We start from the raw sequence: 23,732 nt of genomic DNA on the forward strand, positions 1-23,732 counted from the left end.
ACAACGAATTCATAGAGTTTGGAATCAGCTTTTGGTATTTTGAATGCGTCAACTTGGCATAACACCTTGATCGGAGATCAAAGTTATAGGGTCAAGCCGCACGAGCAATTAGTATCGGTTAGCTTAACGCATTACTGCGCTTCCACACCCGACCTATCAACGTCCTGGTCTTGAACGACTCTTCAGGGGGCTCGAGGCCCCGGCAGATCTCATCTTGAAACGAGTTTCCCGCTTAGATGCTTTCAGCGGTTATCTCTTCCACACTTAGCTACTCGGCAATGCCACTGGCGTGACAACCGATACACCAGAGGTGTGTCCACTCCGGTCCTCTCGTACTAGGAGCAGGCTTCCTCAAATCTGCAGCGCCCACGGAAGATAGGGACCAAACTGTCTCACGACGTTTTAAACCCAGCTCACGTACCTCTTTAAATGGCGAACAGCCATACCCTTGGGACCGGCTACAGCCCCAGGATGAGATGAGCCGACATCGAGGTGCCAAACACCGCCGTCGATATGAACTCTTGGGCGGTATCAGCCTGTTATCCCCAGAGTACCTTTTATCCGTTGAGCGATGGCCCTTCCATACAGAACCACCGGATCACTATGTCCTGCTTTCGCATCTGCTCGACTTGTCAGTCTCGCAGTTAAGCACGCTTATGCCATTGCACTATCGTCACGATGTCCGACCGTAACTAGCGTACCTTCGAACTCCTCCGTTACGCTTTGGGAGGAGACCGCCCCAGTCAAACTGCCTACCATGCACTGTCCCCGATCCAGATAATGGACCTAGGTTAGAACCTCAAACACACCAGGGTGGTATTTCAACGTTGGCTCCACAAGATCTAGCGACCCTGCTTCAAAGCCTCCCACCTATCCTACACAGATCTGTTCAAAGTCCAATACAAAGCTACAGTAAAGGTTCATGGGGTCTTTCCGTCTTTCCGCGGGGAGATTGCATCATCACAAACATTTCAACTTCGCTGAGTCTCAGGAGGAGACAGTGTGGCCATCGTTACGCCATTCGTGCAGGTCGGAACTTACCCGACAAGGAATTTCGCTACCTTAGGACCGTTATAGTTACGGCCGCCGTTTACTGGGACTTCAATCAAGAGCTTGCACCCCATCATTTAATCTTCCAGCACCGGGCAGGCGTCACACCCTATACGTCCACTTTCGTGTTTGCAGAGTGCTGTGTTTTTAATAAACAGTCGCAGCCACCGATTTTTTGCAACCCATTCATGCTCCGTTGTTCACTTCACACTAATAGGGCACACCTTCTTCCGAAGTTACGGTGTCAATTTGCCGAGTTCCTTCTCCTGAGTTCTCTCAAGCGCCTTAGAATACTCATCTCGCGCACCAGTGTCGGTTTGCGGTACGGTCGTGTGTAGCTGAAGCTTAGTGGCTTTTCCTGGAACCTCGTTCAGTCACTTCACAAGCAAGCTTGCTCGATCGGCAGCCTCGGTATATGACGGGCGGATTTGCCTACCCATCGCCTACTTCTGCCTAAACCGGGATATCCAACACCCGGATGACCTATTAAGATCCGTCCCCACATCGCACTACACATCGGTACAGGAATATTGACCTGTTTCCCATCAGCTACGCATCTCTGCCTCGCCTTAGGGGCCGACTCACTCTACGCCGATGAACGTTGCGTAGAAAACCTTGCGCTTACGGCGAGGGGGCTTTTCACCCCCTTTAACGCTACTCATGTCAGCATTCGCACTTCTGATACCTCCAGCACGCCTTACGACGCACCTTCACAGGCTTACAGAACGCTCTCCTACCACTTGCAATAAATTGCAAATCCGCAGCTTCGGTAACTGGCTTAGCCCCGTTACATCTTCCGCGCAGGACGACTCGATCAGTGAGCTATTACGCTTTCTTTAAATGATGGCTGCTTCTAAGCCAACATCCTGACTGTTTTAGCCTTCCCACTTCGTTTCCCACTTAGCCAATTTTAGGGACCTTAGCTGGCGGTCTGGGTTGTTTCCCTCTTGAGTCCGGACGTTAGCACCCGGTGCTCTGTCTCCCAAGCTGTACTCGTCGGTATTCGGAGTTTGCCTTGGTTTGGTAAGTCGCCATGACCCCCTAGCCAAAACAGTGCTCTACCCCCGACGGTAATACTTGAGGCACTACCTAAATAGTTTTCGGAGAGAACCAGCTATTTCCAAGTTTGTTTAGCCTTTCACCCCTATCCACAGCTCATCCGCTAGTTTTGCAACACTAGTCGGTTCGGACCTCCAGTACCTGTTACGGCACCTTCATCCTGGCCATGGATAGATCACTTGGTTTCGGGTCTACACCCAGCGACTATCGCCCTATTCGGACTCGATTTCTCTACGGCTTCCCTATTCGGTTAACCTTGCCACTGAATGTAAGTCGCTGACCCATTATACAAAAGGTACGCAGTCACCCTTGCGGGCTCCTACTTTTTGTAAGCATGCGGTTTCAGGATCTATTTCACTCCCCTCCCGGGGTTCTTTTCGCCTTTCCCTCACGGTACTAGTTCACTATCGGTCGATGATGAGTATTTAGCCTTGGAGGATGGTCCCCCCATATTCAGACAGGATTTCTCGTGTCCCGCCCTACTTTTCGTCAGCTCAGTACCACACAGGTCTTTTCACGTACGGGGCTATCACCCGCTATGGCCAGCCTTTCCAAGCTGTTCCGTTAAGTCTTGTGCTATCACTGACAGGCTCTTCCGATTTCGCTCGCCACTACTTTCGGAATCTCGGTTGATGTCTTTTCCTCGAGCTACTGAGATGTTTCAGTTCACCCGGTTCGCCTCGCATGACTATGTATTCATCATGCGATACCTTTCGGTGGGTTTCCCCATTCGGAAATCTCCGGATCAAAGCTAATTTGCCAGCTCCCCGAAGCTTATCGCAGGCTATCACGTCCTTCGTCGCCTATCATCGCCAAGGCATCCACCACATGCTCTTATTCACTTGACCCTATAACTTTGACGTTTCTTCACAGAAACCAAAGCCAATCAAGGAATCGTCAGGTCTCTCACCTGACGCGTTATGCCGTCTTCATACTTTTCGATTTGACTCGAAATTGAAGTTCATTTGACGCAATCAAAAATTCATGTCGCTGATGGCACGGTCTGCACGAAACCTTTACGAATGTGCAGTTTCCATCAGCAACGCTGATTCGACTCTATGAATTTTTAAAGAACAGCCGATCGATCGGGAGATCCCGATCAACAACAAAGAAGCCTCATGCTCGCGCACGAAGCCGCTTTGGTGTTGAGTGTGTGGTCAGTACCGCTTGTTGCCGCACCCAAATGGTGGAGGATGACGGGATCGAACCGACGACCCCCTGCTTGCAAAGCAGGTGCTCTCCCAGCTGAGCTAATCCCCCATGTCAACCATTGGACGGGATGGTGGGTCTGGTTGGTCTCGAACCAACGACCCCCGCCTTATCAAGACGGTGCTCTAACCAACTGAGCTACAGACCCAAGCCGGTCGCTTTGGACCAGGCCTGGGCCTGAGTCGTCGGGCGACAACCTTCCAACAACCGATAAGTGTGGGCGTTCAACTTGAACAGCTTTATTTCCAGAAAGGAGGTGATCCAGCCGCACCTTCCGATACGGCTACCTTGTTACGACTTCACCCCAGTCACGAACCCTGCCGTGGTAATCGCCCTCCTTGCGGTTAGGCTAACTACTTCTGGCAGAACCCGCTCCCATGGTGTGACGGGCGGTGTGTACAAGACCCGGGAACGTATTCACCGTGACATTCTGATCCACGATTACTAGCGATTCCGACTTCACGCAGTCGAGTTGCAGACTGCGATCCGGACTACGACTGGTTTTATGGGATTAGCTCCCCTCGCGGGTTGGCAACCCTTTGTACCAGCCATTGTATGACGTGTGTAGCCCCACCTATAAGGGCCATGAGGACTTGACGTCATCCCCACCTTCCTCCGGTTTGTCACCGGCAGTCTCACTAGAGTGCCCAACTAAATGTAGCAACTAATGACAAGGGTTGCGCTCGTTGCGGGACTTAACCCAACATCTCACGACACGAGCTGACGACAGCCATGCAGCACCTGTGTTACGGTTCTCTTTCGAGCACTAAGCCATCTCTGGCAAATTCCGTACATGTCAAAGGTGGGTAAGGTTTTTCGCGTTGCATCGAATTAAACCACATCATCCACCGCTTGTGCGGGTCCCCGTCAATTCCTTTGAGTTTCAACCTTGCGGCCGTACTCCCCAGGCGGTCAACTTCACGCGTTAGCTTCGTTACTGAGTCAGTGAAGACCCAACAACCAGTTGACATCGTTTAGGGCGTGGACTACCAGGGTATCTAATCCTGTTTGCTCCCCACGCTTTCGTGCATGAGCGTCAGTGCAGGCCCAGGGGATTGCCTTCGCCATCGGTGTTCCTCCGCATATCTACGCATTTCACTGCTACACGCGGAATTCCATCCCCCTCTGCCGCACTCCAGCGATGCAGTCACAGATGCAGTTCCCAGGTTGAGCCCGGGGATTTCACAACTGTCTTACATCACCGCCTGCGCACGCTTTACGCCCAGTAATTCCGATTAACGCTCGCACCCTACGTATTACCGCGGCTGCTGGCACGTAGTTAGCCGGTGCTTATTCTTACGGTACCGTCATGAGCTCTCTTTATTAGAAAGAACCTTTTCGTTCCGTACAAAAGCAGTTTACAACCCGAAGGCCTTCATCCTGCACGCGGCATGGCTGGATCAGGCTTGCGCCCATTGTCCAAAATTCCCCACTGCTGCCTCCCGTAGGAGTCTGGGCCGTGTCTCAGTCCCAGTGTGGCTGGTCGTCCTCTCAGACCAGCTACAGATCGAAGGCTTGGTGAGCCTTTACCTCACCAACTACCTAATCTGCCATCAGCCGCTCCATTCGCGCAAGGCTCTTGCGAGTCCCCTGCTTTCATCCGTAGATCTTATGCGGTATTAGCACAGCTTTCGCTGCGTTATCCCCCACGATTGGGCACGTTCCGATGTATTACTCACCCGTTCGCCACTCGCCACCAGGATTGCTCCCGTGCTGCCGTTCGACTTGCATGTGTAAGGCATGCCGCCAGCGTTCAATCTGAGCCAGGATCAAACTCTATAGTTCGATCTTGATTTTTGCGCCCGATTTCTCGAGCAAACTCATAAAAACGGAATTGAAGTGAACTTCACTTCTATTCTCATGAGCGTTTAAAGTCTAAAAGACTTCGTTCCGAAGAACTTGGCCATTCGCCTCAAACGCCCACGCTTATCGGCTGTATATTTTTAACGATCCCAAGCACCAGACTCATCGTCTCGCACTTCCCTTCGCTGCGATCAGCGAAGCCCTCGATTATGACACGTTTTTCTAAACACGTGCAAACTTTTTATTCTCTTCAGCCCCCAAGACCCCTCTCTCAAGAAGCCCCTCCCCACCAACCACCTCATCAACTTCTCAATCAATGAACTCAGTCAGCCGAGCCTTCGATTATGACATGGATCGAAGCACCTGAGCAACAGGCCGCTTCATTTTTTTGATGAGCCTACTGGCGCGCCATCCGGATGTTCGCCGGTAACGCCTGCGGCCAACTCGCCCGGAACGGATTGATGTCCAGTCCCCCACGACGGGTGTAGCGCGCATACACCGCCAACTTCGTCGGCTGGCACTGACGCCAGATGTCCGTGAACATGCGCTCCACGCACGGCTCATGGAACTCGTTGTGGTTGCGGAAGCTCACGATATAGGCGAGGAGACCCGCCTGATCGATGGGCGGTCCGCTGTAGCGGATCTGAACACTGCCCCAGTCGGGTTGACCGGTCACCAGGCAGTTGCTCTTGAGCAACCGGCTGCAGAGCGTTTCAGTCACGGGGATCTGCGTTGTATCGCTTGCGAGCAGTTCCGGTGCCGGCTGATAGTGCGTGCATTCGATGTCGAGACGGTCGAGGTCCAGCCCATCGAGTTCGTGCGCCCGCTCCTGATCGAACACGGCGGGCATCAGCAACTTCACGCCGATGCCGCCCGCGCGGTCACTGCCACGCCACAACGCCGCGCTCAGGTCTGCACGCAGACGTTCGCGCGCAGACTCCGAGTCGACGAATACGGTGTTGTTGAAGCTGTTGAGGTACAGCTTGAACGACTTGCTCTCGATGATGTTCGGCGTCTCGCAAGGCACGGTGAAGTGCGCGATGGCCAGTTGCGGCTTGCCCCGCGCGTTGAGCCAACTCAGCTCGAAGGCAGTCCAGAGATCGGCCCCGAAGAACGGCAATGCGTCGCCTGCGATGCCCATCGCTTCGCGCTGCGTTGCGCGCGAGATGGGAAACAGCAGGCTCGCGTCGTAATGGTCCGCATAGGCCGACGCGCGGCCCAGTTGCGATTGTTCCGGTGTGTTGTCCAGGCTCATGCGCGTCTTTCTGCGATCTGCAGGAAAGGGACGATCTGCTGCAGAAGAATGTCGATCACCTGCGGCGGCAAATCGTGCCCCATGCCCGGCACGGCGACGAAGCGCGCGCCCGGGATGCGGCGCGCGGTGTCCTGGCCACAAGCGATGGGAACCAGCGGATCGGCATCGCCATGCAGGACCAAGCTCGGGCTGCTGATGCGTCCCAGCAGCGAATCCCGCCCGCTGTCGGCGCCGATCGCAAGCATCTGCCGCACGACACCCGCCGGACGGTATGCGCGGCGCAGCGATCGGGTGATGCGATCGGTCAGCACACGGTCGTCCTGCGGGTACGCCGGACTCGCGATCAGACGGACCAGTCCCAGACTGTGCGCGACCAGCGCCGCTTCCGTGCGGCTCGGCGGACGCCGCATGAGTGCGGCCGCCACGTCAGCCCGCGGCCCGGGAAGATGGCGTGCGCCACTCGAACTCATGATGCTGACGAGACTGGTCGTACGCTCGGGCGCGCTCGCCGCCACGCGCTGCGCAATCATCCCGCCCATCGAGGCACCCAGCACATGGGCGCGACCGATGCCGAGCGCATCCAGCACACCAAGCGCGTCATCCGCCATGTCCTGCAGCGAATAGGCGGACCGCACCGGCAGGCCGATGCGCTGGCGCAGGCTCTGCCAGATCAAGTTGCCGGTGCCGGCCTCGTCGAAGCCCTCGCTCAGGCCGATGTCCCGGTTGTCGTGGCGCACGACCCGGAAACCGGCGTCCACCAGCGACTGCACGAAATCAGTCGGCCATGCGATCAACTGCATGCCGAGACCCATGATGAGCAGAACGACAGGCCGCCCCTCGCCGCCGCTGTCTTCGACTTCGATCCGTATGCCGTTGGCAGTGAGTTTCATGATTCAGGTGAATTCGCGCTCGCGCAGCCACTTCGTGGCGACCCACTTCTCGCCTGCCAGCACCGGCGCACCGCCATGCAGTGTGCGCGTTGCCGGATCGGGCCGGTCATAGCTGAAGAAGACGCCGGTGCCGCGCTTGGGTGCGATTTCGAGTCCGACATCCGGAAAGATCGTCCCGCCCCCGGCATCCGGCTCCTTCAGGTACATCACGAGCGTCCCCACGCGCTGGCCGCCGCGCCGCAGAATGGTGGGCGTGCCGGGCTCGGCCGGGTCGAAGTAATCATAGTGCGGCCGGTACTGCGCACCCGGCGAATAGCGCAGGATCTGCAACCCTTCGCCGAATTCGAGTGGCCACTGCAACAGCGCAGCGATGCGCCGCTCCAACCGGGCGACGATCGGATTCTCACCGCGCTCGAAGAACATGCCGTCGCTGGTGCGGTCGACGTTGAGCGCCTCGCCGCCGGTTTGCGTCTCGACCGTGAGCGAGCGCGCGAGCCGCACCCGTGCTGCGGCGATCAGGCCTTCGCATTCGTCGTCTGACACCAGGTCGTCGAACACGATGACCCGCGGATGCCGGATCGTCTGCAGGATCCGCACCTGCCGGTCGCCGGCATCGACATGGAGCGGCGATGCCGACAGATCCGGCCCCGGCATGCGGGTGCGCGGGGCGGCGAAGGCAGCCACGCCCGCCGCCTGCGCCTCGACCTCGGCCAGCACGGCATCGGCCACGTCGTTGTGCCATCCGGCAGCACGCATCGATGCGCGCAGGCTCGGCACCGAGTGACCCGCCACCAACTGCGCGGCCAGCCATTCGCGCAGCTCGGGGCTGATGGGCTGGCCCAGGCTCATGCGGTTTTCCTCCGGAATACCAGTCGGTCGGGCCTCGATGCCTCGACATCGAACGCATAGGCCTCGAGGGCGAATTTTTCCAGCGCCTTCGGCGTGGCCGCCTTGTGCAGCACCGCCCAGCGCGCCATCAGGCCGCGCGCGCGTTTGGCGAAGAAGCTCACGACCTTGTAACGGTCGCGCTTCCACTCCTCGAAGACGCACTCGACGACGCGCGCCTTGAGCACCTTCCGGTCGACCGACTTGAAGTATTCCTGCGAAGCCAGGTTGATGACGACCGGCGTGCGGTCCGCCGCGAGGCGCTCGTTGAGATGTTCGGCGATCCGCGTGCCCCAGAAGGCATACAGGTCCTTGCCGCGGCGATTGGCCAGGGCCGTGCCCATTTCGAGCCGATACGGCTGGAGGCGGTCGAGCGGGCGAAGCACCCCGTAGAGTCCGCTCAGGATGCAGACATGGTCCTGCGCCCAGGCCAGCTGCGCCGCGCTCAGGGTCTTCGCGTCCAACCCGCCGTAGACGTCGCCGTCGAAGGCCAGCACCGCCTGTTTCGCGTTCTCCACCGTCCCCTTGGACGCCCAGGCCGCGTAGCGCGCCACGTTGAGCGCAGACAGCCTGTCCGACAAATGCATGAGCTCAGCAACCTGCTGCGGCGACTTCTCGCGCAGCAGCCTGATCAGTTCAGTCGATGGGCCTCTGGATCCCTCGAAGCGAGGCTGCGTGGCAGGTACCGCATCAGGTACCGGGGTGTCATAGTCGAGCGACTTGGCGGGAGACAGCAAAAAAAGCATCCACGAATTATCCGCGGGCTGCACTCGAATAAAATCCTTGGCTCATCCACCTCACGAGCGGCATCCTGCGGGATGCCGCTCGTCTTTGCACCGCCATGAGCGACACCTTGTCCCAACCCGGCCTCGAAAGCCTTTCAAAATCCTTCGAACCTGCCGCCATCGAGGCGCACTGGGGTCCCGAATGGGAGCGGCGCGGCTACGCGGTCGCGGGCTTTCGCGGCACGCAACAGCCGCAGGACGGCGCGCCCTCCTTCGCCATCCAGCTGCCGCCGCCGAACGTGACGGGCACGCTGCACATGGGCCATGCGTTCAACCAGACGATCATGGACAGCCTCGCGCGCTATCACCGCATGAAGGGCGACAACACGCTGTGGGTGCCGGGCACCGACCATGCCGGCATCGCGACGCAGATCGTGGTCGAGCGCCAGCTGCAGGAGCAGAAGATCAGCCGCCACGACCTCGGCCGCAAGAACTTCGTGGCCAAGGTGTGGGAGTGGAAGGAAAAATCCGGCAACACCATCACCAGCCAGATGCGCCGCATGGGCGACACCGTCGACTGGCGCCGCGAGTACTTCACGATGGACGAGAAGCTCTCCAAGGTCGTGACCCAGACCTTCGTGCAGCTCTACGAGGAAGGCCTGATCTACCGCGGCAAGCGGCTGGTGAACTGGGACCCGGTGCTCAAGACCGCGGTGAGCGACCTCGAGGTCGAGAGCGAAGAGGAGGACGGCTTCCTCTGGCACATCGCCTATCCCCTCGAAGACGGCTCGGGCTCGCTCACGGTGGCGACGACGCGGCCCGAAACCATGCTCGGCGACGTGGCGCTGATGGTGCACCCCGACGACGAACGCTACAGCCATCTGGTCGGCCGGCGAGTCAGGCTGCCGCTGGTGGACCGGCTGATTCCGGTCATCGCCGACGATTACGTCGACAAGGCATTCGGCACCGGCGTGGTCAAGGTCACGCCCGCGCACGACCCCAACGACTACGCTGTCGGCCAACGCCACGGACTGCCGATCATCGGCGTGCTGACGCTCGATGCCGCCATCAACGACAACGCGCCCGAAAAGTACCGCGGCCTCGACCGCTTCGTGGCGCGCAAGGCCGTGGTGGCCGATCTGCAGGCGCTCGGGCTCCTGACCGAAACCAAGAAGCACAAGCTCATGGTGCCGCGCTGCGCACGCACCGGCGCGGTGGTCGAACCGATGCTGACCGACCAATGGTTCGTCGCCATGACCAAGCCCGACGCCAGCGGCCAGTCGATCGCGCAGAAGGCCATCGACGCCGTCCGCTCGGGCGAGGTGAGCTTCGTGCCCGAGAACTGGATCAACACCTACAACCACTGGATGGAGAACATCCAGGACTGGACCATCTCGCGCCAGCTCTGGTGGGGCCATCAGATCCCGGCCTGGTACGACGAGGACGGCAAGGTCTACGTGGCACGCGACGAGGTGCAAGCACAGGCTCAGGCGCCGGGCAAGACCCTGGTGCGCGACGAGGACGTGCTCGACACCTGGTACTCGTCGGCCCTGGTTCCGTTCTCCTCCCTGGGATGGCCCGAGAAGACGCAGGATCTCGACCTCTACCTGCCGTCCAGCGTGCTGGTCACGGGCTACGACATCATCTTCTTCTGGGTCGCCCGGATGATCATGATGACCAAGCACTTCACCGGCCAGGTGCCCTTCAGGCACGTCTACATCCACGGCCTGGTGCGCGACTCGCACGGCAACAAGATGAGCAAGTCGGAGGGCAACGTGCTCGATCCGGTCGACCTGATCGACGGTATCGCACTGCCCGAGCTGCTCGACAAGCGCACGCAGGGCCTGCGCAGGCCCGAGACCGCGCCGGCGGTGCGCAAGAACACCCAGAAGGAATTCCCGGACGGCATCCCGGCCTTCGGCGCCGACGCGTTGCGCTTCACCTTCGCCTCTCTCGCATCGCTCGGGCGCAGCATCAACTTCGATGCCAAGCGCTGCGAGGGCTACCGCAACTTCTGCAACAAGCTCTGGAACGCGACGCGCTTCGTGCTGATGAACTGCGAAGGCCACGACTGCGGCCTGCGCGAACACACCAAGCAAGACTGCGAGGTCGGCGGTCCGGCCCATGGCTATCTCCAGTTCAGCCAGGCGGACCGCTGGATCGCCTCCCGGCTGCAGCGCGTCGAGGCCGACGTGGCGAAGGGCTTCGAGGACTATCGGCTCGACAACGTCGCGAACGCGATCTACCAGTTCGCATGGGACGAGTTCTGCGACTGGTACCTCGAGATCGCCAAGGTCCAGCTGCAGCAGGGCGACGACGCGCACCAGCGCGCCACGCGCCGCACGCTGATACGCACGCTCGAGACCCTGCTGCGCCTGGCGCACCCGGTGATCCCGTTCATCACCGAGGCCCTCTGGCAGAAGGTGGCGGCCGTGGCCGGCCGCGCGGGGGAATCCGTCATGATCGCGGCCTACCCGAAGAGCCAGCCCGAGAAGATCGACGAGGCGGCCGAAGCCCACGTGGCGCGGCTCAAGTCGCTCGTCGACGCCTGCCGCACGCTGCGCGGCGAGATGAACGTCTCGCCCGCAACCCGGCTGCCGCTCTATGCCGTGGCCGACGATGCCGCCGGGAGCGCCTTCCTGCGCGATGCGGCGCCCGTGCTCCAGGCGCTGGCCAAGCTCAAGGAAATGAAGGTCTTCGACGATGAGGCCGCGTGGGCCGCGGCCGCCGAAGCGGCGCCCGTTGCGGTGGTCGGCGGCGTGCGCCTGTGCCTGCACATGGAAGTCGACAAGGCTGCGGAAAAAGCCCGCATCGGCAAGGAATTGGCACGCGTCGAAGGCGAGATCGCCAAGGTCAACGGCAAACTCGGCAACGAAGCCTTTGTCGCCAAGGCGCCGGCCGCGGTGATCGATCAGGAACGCAAGCGGCTCGCCGACTTCAGCGCCACCCTCGATCGATTGCGCGATCAGCTTGTGCGCCTCGGCTGACAGACGTTCGCGGCGGCCGAGCCTTAGTATTGGACTCGGGCGGTCCCGCACACGTCCCTTCTCCGATCCATCCTCCTGACCCGACGCAAAAGCCCATGTCCATCTCCTCGACGCGCATTCGCAAGGCCGTGTTTCCCGTAGCAGGCTTTGGCACCCGTTTTCTGCCGGCCACCAAGGCACAGCCCAAGGAAATGCTTCCGGTGGTGGACAAGCCGCTGATCCAGTACGCAGTCGAAGAGGCCTACGCTGCCGGCATCCGCGACATGATCTTCGTGACAGGACGCAACAAGCGTGCGATCGAGGACCACTACGACACGGCCTACGAGCTCGAAAGCCAGCTCGAAACCAGCGGCAAGACGGAGTTGCTGCGCATCGCACGCTCGGTGATGCCCGACGACATGACCTGCTCCTACGTGCGCCAGCCGCGCATGCTGGGCCTGGGTCATGCCGTGCTGTGCGCCGAGCATCTGGTCGGCGACGAACCCTTCGCCGTGCTGCTGGCCGATGACCTGATGGTCGGCCCGGACAACGGCGAACCGGTGCTCGCGCAAATGACACGCACCTTCCAGCGCCTGGGCGGTTCGCTGCTCGCGGTGCAGGAAGTCCCGCTCGAGCAGGTCAAGCGCTATGGCATCGTCGCCGGCGACACGATCGAGGAGGGCCTGGTCAAGGTCAACCGCATGGTCGAGAAGCCGAAGCCCGAGGATGCGCCCTCCCGCCTCGGCGTGGCGGGCCGCTACATCCTCACGCCGGGCGTGTTCGACGAAATCCGCAACCAGCCCAAGGGCGCCGGCGGCGAGATCCAGTTGACCGACGGCATCGCCGCGCTCATGAAAAAGGAATCGGTCTACGCCTATGCCTACAAGGGCGTGCGCTACGACTGCGGCAGCAAGGAAGGTTTCCTGCAGGCCACGGTCGAGCTGGCACTGGCGCACCCCGAAGTGGGCGGGCAGTTCCGCAACTACCTCAAGAGCCTGGAGCTTTAGGCGGGTTCGACACCAGGGGTTCGACGAAGCGACGGATTTCGTCGTCGCTGATCGGCGTCAGCGGCAAACCGAAAGCCTCGCGCAGGCGCGCGACCAGCGATTGCGCCCACAGGGCGTTCCACACCAGCCCGGCATGGTGGTCGCCCACCAGGGCATTGTGGGGATCGTCTCCCGCCGTGTTGGTCACGCGCAGCGTCGGGCCGATCGCCACCGTCTTGTAGATCGGCTTGCCGTCGGCCGTGCGCGATCCCCAGAGCCGTTCGAACCAGGCGAGATCGTCGAAATACGCCAGGCGCGGATCCCCGACGGTGAGCTGGCGCAGCGCCGCGTTGAAATCGCCGAGCGCAATCCTGAGATTGACCGTTGCGGATGCCGATTGATAGCGGTCGAACTGCTCGGGATCATCCGTCTCGTTGGCGATGCCCACGACCAGGACGCGCGTCGTCGGGTGCGTCGCGTGGATCAATGCGATGGTGCGCTGAATTTCACCCGCACAGTAGTCGATGACGGCGCGCACACCGGGTGCCTTGGGATCGTGCGCCTGAAGGTCCAGCAGGGCGCTCCAGTTGTTGAGGCCCATGCGGATCACCACCACCCCGCGCTTCCAGCGCTCCGGCTCCTGGTCCATCAGCTCGACCAGCCGCGGCGCCTGGCGCATGCGGCTTTCCATGAGGTTGTTGCAGGTAGCGCCGGAATTGGCGAAGTTGTAGAGGTAGTCTTCCTTCTTCGGCGCCCGGGCGCCATTCAGGCCCAGCAGTTCGCGCCCGCGGGCCACGACGCCCGGCCGTCCCCAGCGCACCCACGGCCCGGAGTCCAGCTCCTTGCCGCGCAAACGCGCGAGCACCTCGGTCCACTGGAAGGTGTTGGGACGCAGAGCCCCGCCGCGGTCGGCCGACCCGGGCGGGAATGAAATGCTGTCCTGGTAGGAATGGCTGTTGGAATCACCCATGACCGCGATCGGAATCGCGGTCGGGGCAATGGGTCGATGCAGGGTGTTCGCAGGCATTCCGTCGCTCCACGTCGTCAGCGGGATCAACGTGGCCCCGACGGCCAGCGCGAGGCCCCATGCAGCAATGCGCGTGCTCCGCTTCACGGCGACACCATCGTCAGCGGCGACGCAGCACGTGGATGAAATCGCTGCCGACGGTCTGCTGCTCGACCAGGTCGTTGCCGGTCTGCCGGGCAAAGGCCTGGAAGTCGCGCACCGAGCCGGCATCCGTGGACACCACCTTCAGCAACTGGCCGCTCTGCATCTCGTTGAGCGACTTCTTGGCCTTCAGGATGGGCAGCGGACAGTTGAGTCCGCGGGTGTCGATTTCTTTGTGGATGTGCATCGCGTGTTCCTTGGCCACTCGATTCTAGGTCGTGGACACCGCATCGGACGGGGGATTCACCGGACGGGGCCACTCGACGAATTGCGGCTCGTGCCCGCGCGTGCGCAGCCAGTCGGCCAGTGCATAGCCGGTGCCCGCCGGCCAGCACTTGAGCGCCTCCAGGTCGTAGAGCTTGTAGTCGACGAGCTCGGGCGACAGCCTCACCTCGCCGTCGGCCACCGCATGGTAGGCAATGATCACCTGGTTCATGCGCTGGAAGTCGTAGACACCCACCAGCCCGAGCGCGCTCGCATCGAGGTTGGTCTCTTCCTTGATCTCGCGCGCGATGCCCTCCTCGGGCGTCTCGCCGGCTTCCATGAAGCCGGTGATCAGCGCATACATCTTGTGCTGCCACGCGGCATTGCGCGCCAGCAGCACCTGGCCGCGGTACTCGATGATCGCGGCCAGCACCGGCGTCGGGTTGTTCCAGTGCGTCCAGCCGCAGGCCGGACAGCGCAGGCGCGACTTCGGACCACCGTCCTCGGGCAGTTCGATGTGGGCGAGCGGCGTGGCGCAGGCCGGACAGAATCGATGCTCCGACATCGCGCTACGCCGGAAACACGCCGGTCGACAGATAGCGGTCGCCGCGGTCGCAGACCACGAAGACGATGGTCGCGTTCTCGACCGTCTTGGCGATCTCCAGCGCCGCCCACAGCGCGCCGGCCGCCGAGATGCCGCCGAAGATGCCCTCTTCGCGCGCCAGCCGCCGGCACATCTCCTCGGCGTTGTCCTGGCTCACGTTGACCGTTTCGTCGACGCGGCTCGGATCGTAGATCTTGGGCAGGTATTCCTTCGGCCACTTGCGGATGCCCGGAATGCGCGAGCCGTCCTCCGGCTGCGCGCCGACGATGCGCACCGCGGGGTTCTTCTCCTTGAGAAAGCGCGAGACGCCGGTGATGGTGCCGGTGGTGCCCATCGCGCTGACGAAATGCGTGATGCGTCCCTGCGTGTCGGCCCAGATCTCGGGGCCGGTGGTTTCGTAGTGGATGCGCGGGTTGTCGGGGTTGGCGAACTGGTCGAGCACGCGGCCTTTGCCCTGCGCCATCATCTGTTCGGCCAGGTCGCGCGCGTATTCCATGCCGCCGCTCTTGGGCGTCAGCATGAGCTCGGCACCGAAGGCCTTCATCGTCTGCGCGCGTTCGACGGAAAGATCCTCCGGCATGATCAGCACCATGCGATAGCCCTTGACGGCCGCCGCCATGGCGAGGGCGATGCCGGTGTTGCCCGAGGTGGCTTCGATGAGCGTGTCGCCGGGCTTGATCTCGCCGCGCTCCTCGGCGCGCTTGATCATCGAGAGGGCCGGCCGGTCTTTCACCGAACCGGCGGGATTGTTGCCTTCGAGCTTGCCGAGGATGACGTTGCCGCGTTCCGCGTTGGCGGCCGCATCGATACGCTGCAGCGCGACCAGCGGCGTTTTGCCGATCGCGTCTTCAATGGTCGGATATTGCATGGGCCCACTGTGCCATAATTTTCGGCTTCCTTCCCTTCCGTGCCCGGGTGGTGAAATTGGTAGACGCAGGGGACTCAAAATCCCCCGCCGCAAGGCGTGCCGGTTCGATTCCGGCCCCGGGCACCACCGCCGAGCGCCTGCTCGCTCAGGCCTCGTCGCCCTCGATCATCTGCGTCAGCGCCGTGTCGACGCGCTCGAGCTCGGGCTCCATCCGGCCGAAGCTGCGCTGCGCACCGGCCCAGTCATCGCGCCGCAAAGAGGCTTCCACATCCTTGGCCATCTTCGCGCCCTGGAGCGCGCCGATGGTCGAAAGCGCCCCCTTGAGGGCATGAACCTGTTCCTGCGCCGCCTTTGAATCGCCGCCGGCAATCGCATGCTGGATGGCGGGCCGGCGGAACGCCATGTCGGCGCGCATCGTGGCGGCGAGCTGGCGCACGGCATCCCAATCGCCGCCCATGGTCTGCAACAGCTGCTGCATGTCGATCGGCAACGATGGGTCGGATCCGCTGGCCGCAGGGGACGCGCCCGGCGCGCTGCCCGGCCAGGGTCCGAAATCGGTGTCGAGCAGGAATTCCCTGGGCGCCCCCGTCGCCGTCGCGCCGCGCATCGCATCGTGGATGGCTTGCGACAGCAGCGCCGGCGACACGGGCTTCGAGACATAGGCGTCCATGCCGGCGGCCAGGCACTTCTCGCGATCGCCCGCCATCGCGTGGGCCGTGAGCGCAACGATCGGCGTGCGCCCGCGGTCCGGCTCGGCCGCTTCCATCGCCCGGATCCGCGCCGTGGCGTCGAAGCCGCTGAGCACCGGCATCTGCACGTCCATCAGCACCAGGTCGAACTGCCTCGTCTTCCAGTGGCGCACGGCCTCCTCGCCATTGCGCGCGACGTTGAAGGTGCATCCCATCTCGGCGAGCAGCTTGCGCATGAGCAGTTCGTTGACCGCGTGGTCCTCCGCCAGCAGGACGTTGAGGCCGCGGGTCGCGACGGCCTCGAGCGGCGCCGGCTCGGTCAGGACGCTCATCTCGTCGGCGGCCTGTTCGAAGACTGCGGTGAAGCGAAAGGTGCTGCCCTCGCGCGGGCGGCTCGTGAGCTGGATCTCGCCGCCCATCATGCTCACCAGGCGCGCACAGATGGCCAGCCCCAACCCGGTTCCGCCGAAGCGGCGCGTGGTCGATGCATCCTCCTGCGTGAAGGCCTCGAAGATCTGCTGCTGCTTGTCGGCCGGAACGCCGACGCCGGTGTCGCGCACCACGAACAGCATCCGCAGCTGATCGCGCCGCAGGTCCGACTGCTGCGGCGCGAGACGCGCCGACACCGAGATGCGGCCGGCCTCGGTGAACTTCACGGCGTTGGACACCAGGTTGGAAATCACCTGGCGCAGCCGGCCCGGATCGCCGGCCACCTTCCACGGAACGTCGTCCGAAACATCGACCTCGAGCTGCAAGCCCTTCTTCTCGGCCGCCAGCTTGTGCAGCGCGACGGCCTCGCGCACCCAGCGCGCGATGTCGAAGCGGATCAGTTCGAACACCAGCTTGCCGGCCTCGATCTTCGACAGGTCGAGGATGTCGTTGAGCAAGGCCAGGAGCGACGCGGCCGAGTTGTCGATGAGTTCGAGATGCTGGCGCTGCTCGTCGTTCAGCGGCGACTGGTGAAGCAGCCGCGTCAGCCCCAGGACCGCGTTCAGCGGCGTGCGGACCTCGTGGCTCATGTTGGCAAGGAATTCGCTCTTGGCGCGACTGCTGGCCTCGGCCTGCGCGCGCGCCTGCTCGATCTCGTCGTGCATGCGGCGGCGGGCGGTGATGTCGGAGTTGAAGCCCGTCAGCCGCAGCGCTTTGCCGTCGGCATCGCGCTCGGTCACCATGCCGATGCTTTCGATCCAGATCCAGCCATCGGCCGCCGCGACGCGATGTTCGACCGAGTAGCGGTCGGCCTTGCCGCCGAGCGCATCGTCCAGCGCCTGCCGCACGGCCGGCACGTCGTCCGGGTGCACGCGGGCCAACAGGTCGCGCAGCGGCCAGCGGTTGTTCTCGGCGGCCGCACCGATCATTTCCTCCCATCGCGCACTGAGGAAGACGGAACCGCTGGCGATATCCCATTCCCATTGGGCCAGCCGCACCACGTCGGTCACCAGCAGATGGCGACGCGTGGCGTCCAGCGTCCTGCGCAAGCTGCCGATCTCCTCGGCCTGGCGATTCGCCTTGACCGTCAGCCGGTCGCGGTCGCGCGTGAGTTCAACCACACGCCGCAGGAGCTCGAGCTGCCGTTGATTGGCCGCCTCCAGCCGCGATTGCGCATCCTGCGGGGCCTCGTCGCCGGGCGCTTCGGTCATTTCAGCGACCGCGGGCAAGGCTTTTGCCGAACCGGCCGGCCGAGCCGCGATAATGCAGCCGCGTCGTACGGGCATCCGACCGGTTTCCGAATCCTTCCCGCACCCTGGCACGTCACCAGATCATGGCCAAACTTACCCATGCCCATTCCGTCCTCGCGTTCATCTGCCGATGAGTATGCACGTGAACGCCGGATTTGAAGAAGGTGGCGCCGATCGCCAGCAGGCCACCACCGTGCTGCTGGTGGACGACCAGCCGCTCATCGCGATGGTGGTCGGCAAGATGCTCTCCGTCGATTCTTCCATCGCCTTCCACGCCTGTGCGAACGCGAGCGAAGCCCTGGCCACGGCCTGCAAGGTGCACCCGACGGTGATCCTGCAGGACCTGGTCATGCCCGGCGCGGATGGGCTGGACCTCGTGCGGGCTTACCGGTCGACGCCGCAAACGCGCAACGTCCCGATCATCGTGCTGTCGTCCAACGACGAGCCGATCATGAAGAAATCGGCGTTCGCGATCGGCGCCAACGACTACCTGGTCAAGCTGCCCGAGCCGATCGAGCTGGTCGCACGCATCCGCTACCACTCGCGCTCCTACATGGCGCTGATCCAGCGCGACAACGCGTACCGCGCCCTGCGCCTGAGCGAGCAACAGCTGCTCGAGAGCAACCAGGAGCTGCGCCGGCTCACCAATTCCGACGGCCTCACGGGCCTGTCGAACCGCAGGTTCTTCGACGAGTACATGGCGCAGGAATGGAAGGCGTCGCTGGAGAACCAGTCGCCGTTGTCACTGCTGATGATCGATGTCGACTGCTTCAAGAACTACAACGACCGGCTCGGCCACCTTGCGGGCGACGACGCCCTGCGGCGCGTCGCGAGCGCGATCCGCGAGACGCCCTGCGCGCCGCCCGCCGTGGCCGCGCGCTTCGGCGGCGAGGAGTTCGCGCTGGTGCTGCCGTCCCTCTGCGCCGCGGACGCAGAGGCGGTCGCACAGAAATTGCGCGCCGATATCGAGGCCCTGGCGTTGCCGCATCCGGCGTCCGACGGCGGGCCCTGCCTCACGGTCAGCATCGGCGTCGCCACCACGACCGCGATGCCCGGCAGCGCGCCGGATCGATTGATCCAGATGGCCGACGCGCGGCTCTACGAAGCCAAGTCCGCAGGACGCAACCGGGTCGTCGGCGGCGGTCAGCAGCCGGGCGCCCTGCCCCAGGGCGGCGCGCGTTCGAAGCCGGCGATCCAGTCCGGCACCTGATCGGGCGGCAGCGGCCGCGCGATGCCGTAGCCCTGGCCCAGCGTGCAGCCCAGCGCCATCAGCGCGTCGCCATGGGCCACCGATTCGACGCCCTCGGCGATCGCCTTGCGTCCGAGACCATGCGCCATCACCAGGATGCCCTTGACGATCGCCTGGTCCTCCGCGTCCTCCAGCATGCCGCGCACGAAGGAATGGTCCAGCTTGAGCGCCGCGACCGGCAGCTGCCGCAGGTAGGTCAACGACGAATAGCCGGTGCCGAAATCGTCCATCGTGACCGGCACGCCCAGCTCCTTGCAGGCACCGATGAATTCGGCGACTGCGCTGAAGTCCTTGATCGCGGTGGTCTCGAGGATTTCCAGTTCGAGCACGCCGGCATGCAGTTGCGGGAAGCGCCCGAGATGGAAGGCCAGCCGCTCGATGAAATCCGGACGCAGCAGATGGCGCGGGCTGATGTTGACGCTGACCGAGGTCTGCACGCCGGCTGCAAGCCACTGCGCGGCCTGGCGCACCGACTCGCCGAGCGCCCAGTCGCCCAGGCGCTCCACCAGTTCGTGGTCCTCGATCATCGGCACGAACGCGGCCGGCTGCAGCAGGCCGCGCTCGGGATGCTGCCAGCGCACCAGCGCCTCGAAGCCGATGACGGTGCCGCAGCGCATGTCCACCTTGGGCTGATAAGCGAGGATGAACTCGTGCTGCGCCAGGCCTTCGCGGATGCGCTGGCGGATCTGCTGCTCCTGCTGCTCCTCCAACGCCTGGTCGGCGTCGAAGAAATGCATCTGGCTGCCACCGGCCCGCTTGGCGAAGAAGACCGCGTGCTGGGCATGCTGCAGCATCACCTCCGTCGGCTGCGCGCCGTGCGCCATCAGCGCCACGCCGACGCTGGCGCGCAGGCGGGCCGACCGGTCCTGCAGCCGGAACGGATGCGCCAGCCGCGCCAGGATTTGCCGCAGCAGCGCGCGGCACTGCTCTTCGCTGGAGAGTGGCAGCACCAGCGCGAATTCGTCGCCGCCGACCCGCGCCACCGTGGCGTCGTGCGGCACCGCGGCCTTCAGGCGCCGCGCCACCTCGCGCAGCACTGCGTCGCCGCCCACCGGGCCGAAGCTGTCGTTGATGTCGCGGAAGCGATCGAGGTCCAGGTAGCACACCGCCAGCAGGCGGCCGGCATTGCCGTCGTGCGGATGCGGCGTCTGGCTCAGTTCCTCGACCGAGGGAATGCGGTTCGGCAGCCGCGTGAGCGCATCGTGGCGGGACAGCACGTCGAGCCGCTCGCCGCGCACGCCGCGCACCGCCAGCTTGAAGCTCCACAGGATGCAGAGGTCGTCCATGCGTTCGCCACGCATGTCGGTCAGCAGGGTGCCGCCCTGCTGCCCCTGCAGGGTGACGCGCTCGTAGTAGATGGCGCCGAGCGCCGGGACCTGCATCGCGCCGCCTTCCGGACCCGGCGCGTCCTGCTCGTTCGCCAGCACGTCGGCGAAGGGCATGTCCGCCAGTGCGCCGAGCGGATAGCCCAGCAGGTTGTGCGCGTCTTCGTCGGCCCAGACGATCTGTCCATCGCAGATCTTGAGATGGCCGGCCAGGTTGCGGTTGGACATGGTGGGAATCGGTGAAGGGCCGCCGCGCGGCCCTTGGAGGATGGAGGCCGCTATTGTTCACTCAAAACGGCGCAATCCGCTCGCTCAGGCGTAGCCCGGCGCTCAGTGCCCGTCGTAATGGCGTGCCTTGTCCTCGTACATCGCCTTGTCCGCGCGCATCAGCGCCAGGTCCAGCTGGTCGCCGGCGCTGCAGGTCGCCTGGCCGATCGCCAGGCTCAGCACATGGCCGTTCTGGCCCGCATAGAACTGGTTGTTCAGGTCGAGCAGCGACATGACGCGCTCGCGCATCGCCTCCGCGCCTCGCTCGTCGGTCATCGGCAGCAGGATCGCGAACTCGTCGCCGCCGATGCGTGCGGGCCAGGACGGCGCATCGACCGCCTTGCTCAGCACCTCGCCCACGCGGCGCAGCAGCGCATCGCCGGCGGCATGGCCTTCCTCGTCGTTGATGTTCTTCAGGCCGTTGAGGTCGATCGCCAGCACCGACACCGGCCACGGCCCCTTGCGCGACAGCCGGTTGAGCTCCTCGGTGTAGAAGGTGCGGTTGTGCAACTGCGTCAGCACGTCGTGCTTGCCGAGGTATTCGAGGTAAGCCTCGGCCTTCTTGCGCGCGGTGATGTCCACCAGCGATACCAGCACCAGGTCCCAGGTGTCCAGATGGTCCTCCAGCACCGCGAACTGCATGTGGATGTTCACCGGCTCGCCCGACAGCGAATAGTTGAGCACCTCGCGCTGCTGCAGCGTCTTGCCGTTCCACAGGTCCTGCAGCTGGTCGCCGAAGGACTCGCGCATCTCGTCGCGGAAGATGCGCGAGATGTGCTTGAGCAGCGTGTTCTTGTCGGCCGCCGCGAACATGCGCAGCGTCTCGTGGTTGACGTCGATCACGCGGATCTCCTGCATGCACCGCGTCACGAACTCCGGATGGACCTTGATGAAGGTCGCGAAATCGCTGATGCCGCGCGCCCGGATGTCGTCCAGCAAGGTCTTGACCGCGCTGAAGTCCTCGACCCAGAGCGACACCGGCGAATGGTCGAACAGGCCGCGCGCGTAGCGCTCGCTTTCCGCGCGCTGCCGCTCGGCCTGCACGCGCTCGGTGACGTCGTGCAGCGAAACCAGCACGCGATCCCAGGCGGCCTCGTGGCCGGGCAGCACGCGCACATGGACGTGCACGTCGAGCCGGCGTCCGTCCAGCGCATAGTTGACGGTCTGGTTGTCGAAACTGAGCTGGCCGCGCCACAGCAGGTCGAGCTCGTGGATCACCGAATCGGCCATGTCGCCGCGAAAGACACTGTCCAGGCGCGACAGCAGCTCTTCCTGGGTGGCGGCGCCGAACAGCGCCAGCGTGCTCTGGTTGACCCGCATCACCTGCAACCGGGACATGCACTCCTGCACGCGCCCGGGCTCGGCCCCGAGATGGGCCACCAGATCCTCCACGCCCTGCGCGCGCCACTGGTCGAACAGGCGCTTGAGCCCGCTGTAGTCCTCGAGCCAGAGCGACACGGGGGCAAGATCGAACATCGATTCGAGATCGGAGGCGGACGACATGGGTTTTCTATACCTCGGACATGGGATGTGTTGCGCAAGCGCCCATTGTCCACGCGCGCACCGGCCGCCTCCGCTCCCGCAGCAGCTGCATGCGCCCCGAATCCGAACTTTTCCACATCGGGCCGCTCCACCCGACCTTCGGTATGAATACTTGAGTTTTCAATGCATGCCGCGCGCCCAGGCTGCGGTACGCCGTCAGTCATATTGCGCTCCACGGTCAGCCGGGTAGATTCGTTCTCGAAGGCCGGCGAGGGCCTTCATCCATCCCAGGACACGGACACCGTTACCCTCGACACGCGCAGCCCCATGTCTTCGCCCCCGATCCCCGAAGCGATGTGCACCTCCGAAGGATGGAAGCGACTTCACGATGAAATCATCGGCGCCTCGGCCGCGCATGCGCGCATGGTCGCGCAGCTCGAGCGCATCGCCGCCACCGAGGCACCGGCGCTGATCGAGGGCGAGACCGGTTCCGGCAAGGAACTGGCCGCGCGCGTCATCCACTACGGCGGCCTGCGCAGCGAACGGCCCTTCGTGCCCGTCAACTGCGGCGCGCTGCCCGAGACGCTGATCGAATCCGAACTCTTCGGCCACGAGCGCGGCGCCTTCACGGACGCACGCCACGCGCGCGCCGGCCTGGTCGCCGAGGCCAACGGCGGCACGCTCTTCCTCGACGAGGTCGATGCGCTGAGCGGCAAGGCGCAGGTGACGCTGCTGCGCTTTCTGCAGGACCAGCGCTACCGGCCGCTGGGCACCTCGCGCGAACTCACGGGCGACGTGCGCGTGGTCGCGGCCTCCAACCGCCCGCTGGCCGCGCTGGTGGCCGAGGGTGGCTTCCGCGCCGACCTGATGTACCGGCTCAAGATCCTGCACCTCGTGCTGCCGCCGCTGCGCGAGCGCGCCGGCGACATCGAACTCCTGGCTGCGCATTTCATCCGGCGCTTCAGCGCCAAGTACGGCCTGCCCGCCAAGGCGCTGCCGCACGACACGCTGCAATGGCTTCGCAGCCAGCCCTGGCCCGGCAACATCCGCGAACTCGAGAACTGGGTGCATCGCGAATTCCTCATGGGCGGCGGCATCGCGCTGCGTGAAGACGCCGCGCCGCATGCGGCCCCGGCCGCCGAGGACTGGGACGACAGCGGCCTGATGCGCTTCCAGCTCGCCAAGGCCGAGGCAGTGCGGCAGTTCGAGCAGGACTATCTGCAGCGCGCACTGCGCCAGGCCGAAGGCAACGTCACGCGCGCCGCGCAGATGGTCGGCAAGGAACGGCGTGCGTTCGGCAAGCTGCTGAAGAAGCACGGCATCGGGCGCGACGCCGCCTCCGACCACCTCGCCTGAATCACCGCCGCCA

15 protein-coding genes, 3 tRNA genes and 2 rRNA genes are annotated in these 23,732 nt (G+C 63.5%); 5 read left to right on the forward strand and 15 right to left on the reverse strand.

All coding sequences use genetic code 11. The features are described from left to right. Positions 1 to 87: 87 nt before the first annotated feature. The 8 genes from E5P2_RS20530 to yaaA all read right to left on the reverse strand — a co-directional run bounded on the left by E5P2_RS20530 (position 88) and on the right by yaaA (position 8,897). A 23S ribosomal RNA gene (locus E5P2_RS20530) occupies positions 88 to 2,957 on the reverse strand. 336 nt (positions 2,958 to 3,293) lie between these two features. Further along, positions 3,294 to 3,369, reverse strand: a tRNA-Ala gene (locus E5P2_RS20535). Positions 3,370 to 3,389: 20 nt separating this feature from the next. Next, positions 3,390 to 3,466, reverse strand: a tRNA-Ile gene (locus tag E5P2_RS20540). Between the two features lie 101 nt (positions 3,467 to 3,567). Next, a 16S ribosomal RNA gene (locus tag E5P2_RS20545) occupies positions 3,568 to 5,103 on the reverse strand. The 16S and 23S rRNA genes sit together here with 2 tRNA genes alongside, the layout of an rRNA operon. Positions 5,104 to 5,518: 415 nt before the next feature. Continuing rightward, complete coding sequence (gene queF, locus E5P2_RS20550; RefSeq protein ID WP_162568953.1) at positions 5,519 to 6,376, reverse strand: NADPH-dependent 7-cyano-7-deazaguanine reductase QueF; 858 nt, start codon at positions 6,374 to 6,376, stop codon at positions 5,519 to 5,521. Next, the gene (locus E5P2_RS20555) at positions 6,373 to 7,266 is read right to left on the reverse strand and encodes an alpha/beta fold hydrolase (RefSeq protein WP_162568955.1); all 894 of its coding nucleotides are present in this window, start codon (positions 7,264 to 7,266) and stop codon (positions 6,373 to 6,375) included. Before E5P2_RS20555 ends, queF begins: the two co-directional genes overlap by 4 nt. 3 nt (positions 7,267 to 7,269) lie before the next feature. Continuing rightward, the gene (locus E5P2_RS20560) at positions 7,270 to 8,109 is read right to left on the reverse strand and encodes a 2OG-Fe(II) oxygenase (protein ID WP_162570580.1); all 840 of its coding nucleotides are present in this window, start codon (positions 8,107 to 8,109) and stop codon (positions 7,270 to 7,272) included. A gap of 2 nt (positions 8,110 to 8,111) precedes the next feature. Next, positions 8,112 to 8,897, reverse strand: coding sequence for a peroxide stress protein YaaA (yaaA, locus tag E5P2_RS20565; protein ID WP_162568957.1), 786 nt, complete (start codon positions 8,895 to 8,897; stop codon positions 8,112 to 8,114). A gap of 95 nt (positions 8,898 to 8,992) precedes the next feature. Here yaaA and E5P2_RS20570 point away from each other — a divergent pair, with 95 nt between their 5' ends. Both E5P2_RS20570 and galU read left to right on the forward strand, forming a co-directional pair. After that, entirely contained in the window at positions 8,993 to 11,863 is a 2,871-nt protein-coding gene (locus tag E5P2_RS20570) for a valine--tRNA ligase (RefSeq protein ID WP_162568959.1), read from the forward strand. A gap of 95 nt (positions 11,864 to 11,958) precedes the next feature. After that, entirely contained in the window at positions 11,959 to 12,849 is an 891-nt protein-coding gene (galU, locus tag E5P2_RS20575) for a UTP--glucose-1-phosphate uridylyltransferase GalU (protein ID WP_162568961.1), read from the forward strand. On the opposite strand, the gene E5P2_RS20580 is transcribed toward galU, so the two are convergent. The 4 genes from E5P2_RS20580 to cysM all read right to left on the reverse strand — a co-directional run bounded on the left by E5P2_RS20580 (position 12,830) and on the right by cysM (position 15,672). Next, positions 12,830 to 13,855: an SGNH/GDSL hydrolase family protein gene (locus E5P2_RS20580; RefSeq protein WP_232080778.1), complete on the reverse strand. Its 1,026-nt coding sequence runs from the start codon at positions 13,853 to 13,855 to the stop codon at positions 12,830 to 12,832. The genes galU and E5P2_RS20580 overlap by 20 nt on opposite strands. A gap of 100 nt (positions 13,856 to 13,955) precedes the next feature. Further along, positions 13,956 to 14,183: a sulfurtransferase TusA family protein gene (locus E5P2_RS20585; protein ID WP_162568965.1), complete on the reverse strand. Its 228-nt coding sequence runs from the start codon at positions 14,181 to 14,183 to the stop codon at positions 13,956 to 13,958. Positions 14,184 to 14,207: 24 nt separating this feature from the next. Further along, positions 14,208 to 14,765 (reverse strand): NUDIX hydrolase, encoded by a 558-nt coding sequence (locus E5P2_RS20590; protein WP_162568967.1) that lies wholly within the window; start codon positions 14,763 to 14,765, stop codon positions 14,208 to 14,210. A gap of 4 nt (positions 14,766 to 14,769) precedes the next feature. After that, positions 14,770 to 15,672 (reverse strand): cysteine synthase CysM, encoded by a 903-nt coding sequence (gene cysM / locus E5P2_RS20595; RefSeq protein WP_162568969.1) that lies wholly within the window; start codon positions 15,670 to 15,672, stop codon positions 14,770 to 14,772. A 41-nt stretch (positions 15,673 to 15,713) separates the two neighbouring features. On the opposite strand from cysM, the gene E5P2_RS20600 reads away from it, so the two are divergent. Next, positions 15,714 to 15,798 (forward strand) — tRNA-Leu (locus E5P2_RS20600). Between the two features lie 19 nt (positions 15,799 to 15,817). Here E5P2_RS20600 and E5P2_RS20605 read toward each other — a convergent pair. After that, positions 15,818 to 18,001: a PAS domain-containing hybrid sensor histidine kinase/response regulator gene (locus E5P2_RS20605; protein ID WP_162568971.1), complete on the reverse strand. Its 2,184-nt coding sequence runs from the start codon at positions 17,999 to 18,001 to the stop codon at positions 15,818 to 15,820. A gap of 175 nt (positions 18,002 to 18,176) precedes the next feature. Between E5P2_RS20605 and E5P2_RS20610 the strand changes: the two genes are divergently transcribed. Further along, positions 18,177 to 19,250: a diguanylate cyclase domain-containing protein gene (locus E5P2_RS20610; RefSeq protein ID WP_162570581.1), complete on the forward strand. Its 1,074-nt coding sequence runs from the start codon at positions 18,177 to 18,179 to the stop codon at positions 19,248 to 19,250. Here the strand turns inward: E5P2_RS20610 and E5P2_RS20615 are convergent. Beyond that, positions 19,184 to 20,842 carry a putative bifunctional diguanylate cyclase/phosphodiesterase gene (locus E5P2_RS20615; RefSeq protein WP_162568973.1) on the reverse strand — a complete coding sequence of 553 codons (1,659 nt, stop codon included), beginning with the start codon at positions 20,840 to 20,842 and terminating at the stop codon, positions 19,184 to 19,186. The two genes, E5P2_RS20610 and E5P2_RS20615, sit on opposite strands and share 67 nt — an antisense overlap. A gap of 102 nt (positions 20,843 to 20,944) precedes the next feature. Beyond that, on the reverse strand, positions 20,945 to 22,384 hold the full coding sequence (locus E5P2_RS20620) for a sensor domain-containing diguanylate cyclase (protein WP_232080779.1): 1,440 nt from the start codon (positions 22,382 to 22,384) through the stop codon (positions 20,945 to 20,947). Between the two features lie 306 nt (positions 22,385 to 22,690). Between E5P2_RS20620 and E5P2_RS20625 the strand changes: the two genes are divergently transcribed. Then, positions 22,691 to 23,719, forward strand: coding sequence for a sigma 54-interacting transcriptional regulator (locus E5P2_RS20625; RefSeq protein ID WP_232080780.1), 1,029 nt, complete (start codon positions 22,691 to 22,693; stop codon positions 23,717 to 23,719). Positions 23,720 to 23,732 lie beyond the last annotated feature (13 nt).

The sequence above is a fragment of the Variovorax sp. SRS16 genome (assembly GCF_901827165.1).
GTDB lineage: Bacteria > Pseudomonadota > Gammaproteobacteria > Burkholderiales > Burkholderiaceae_C > Variovorax.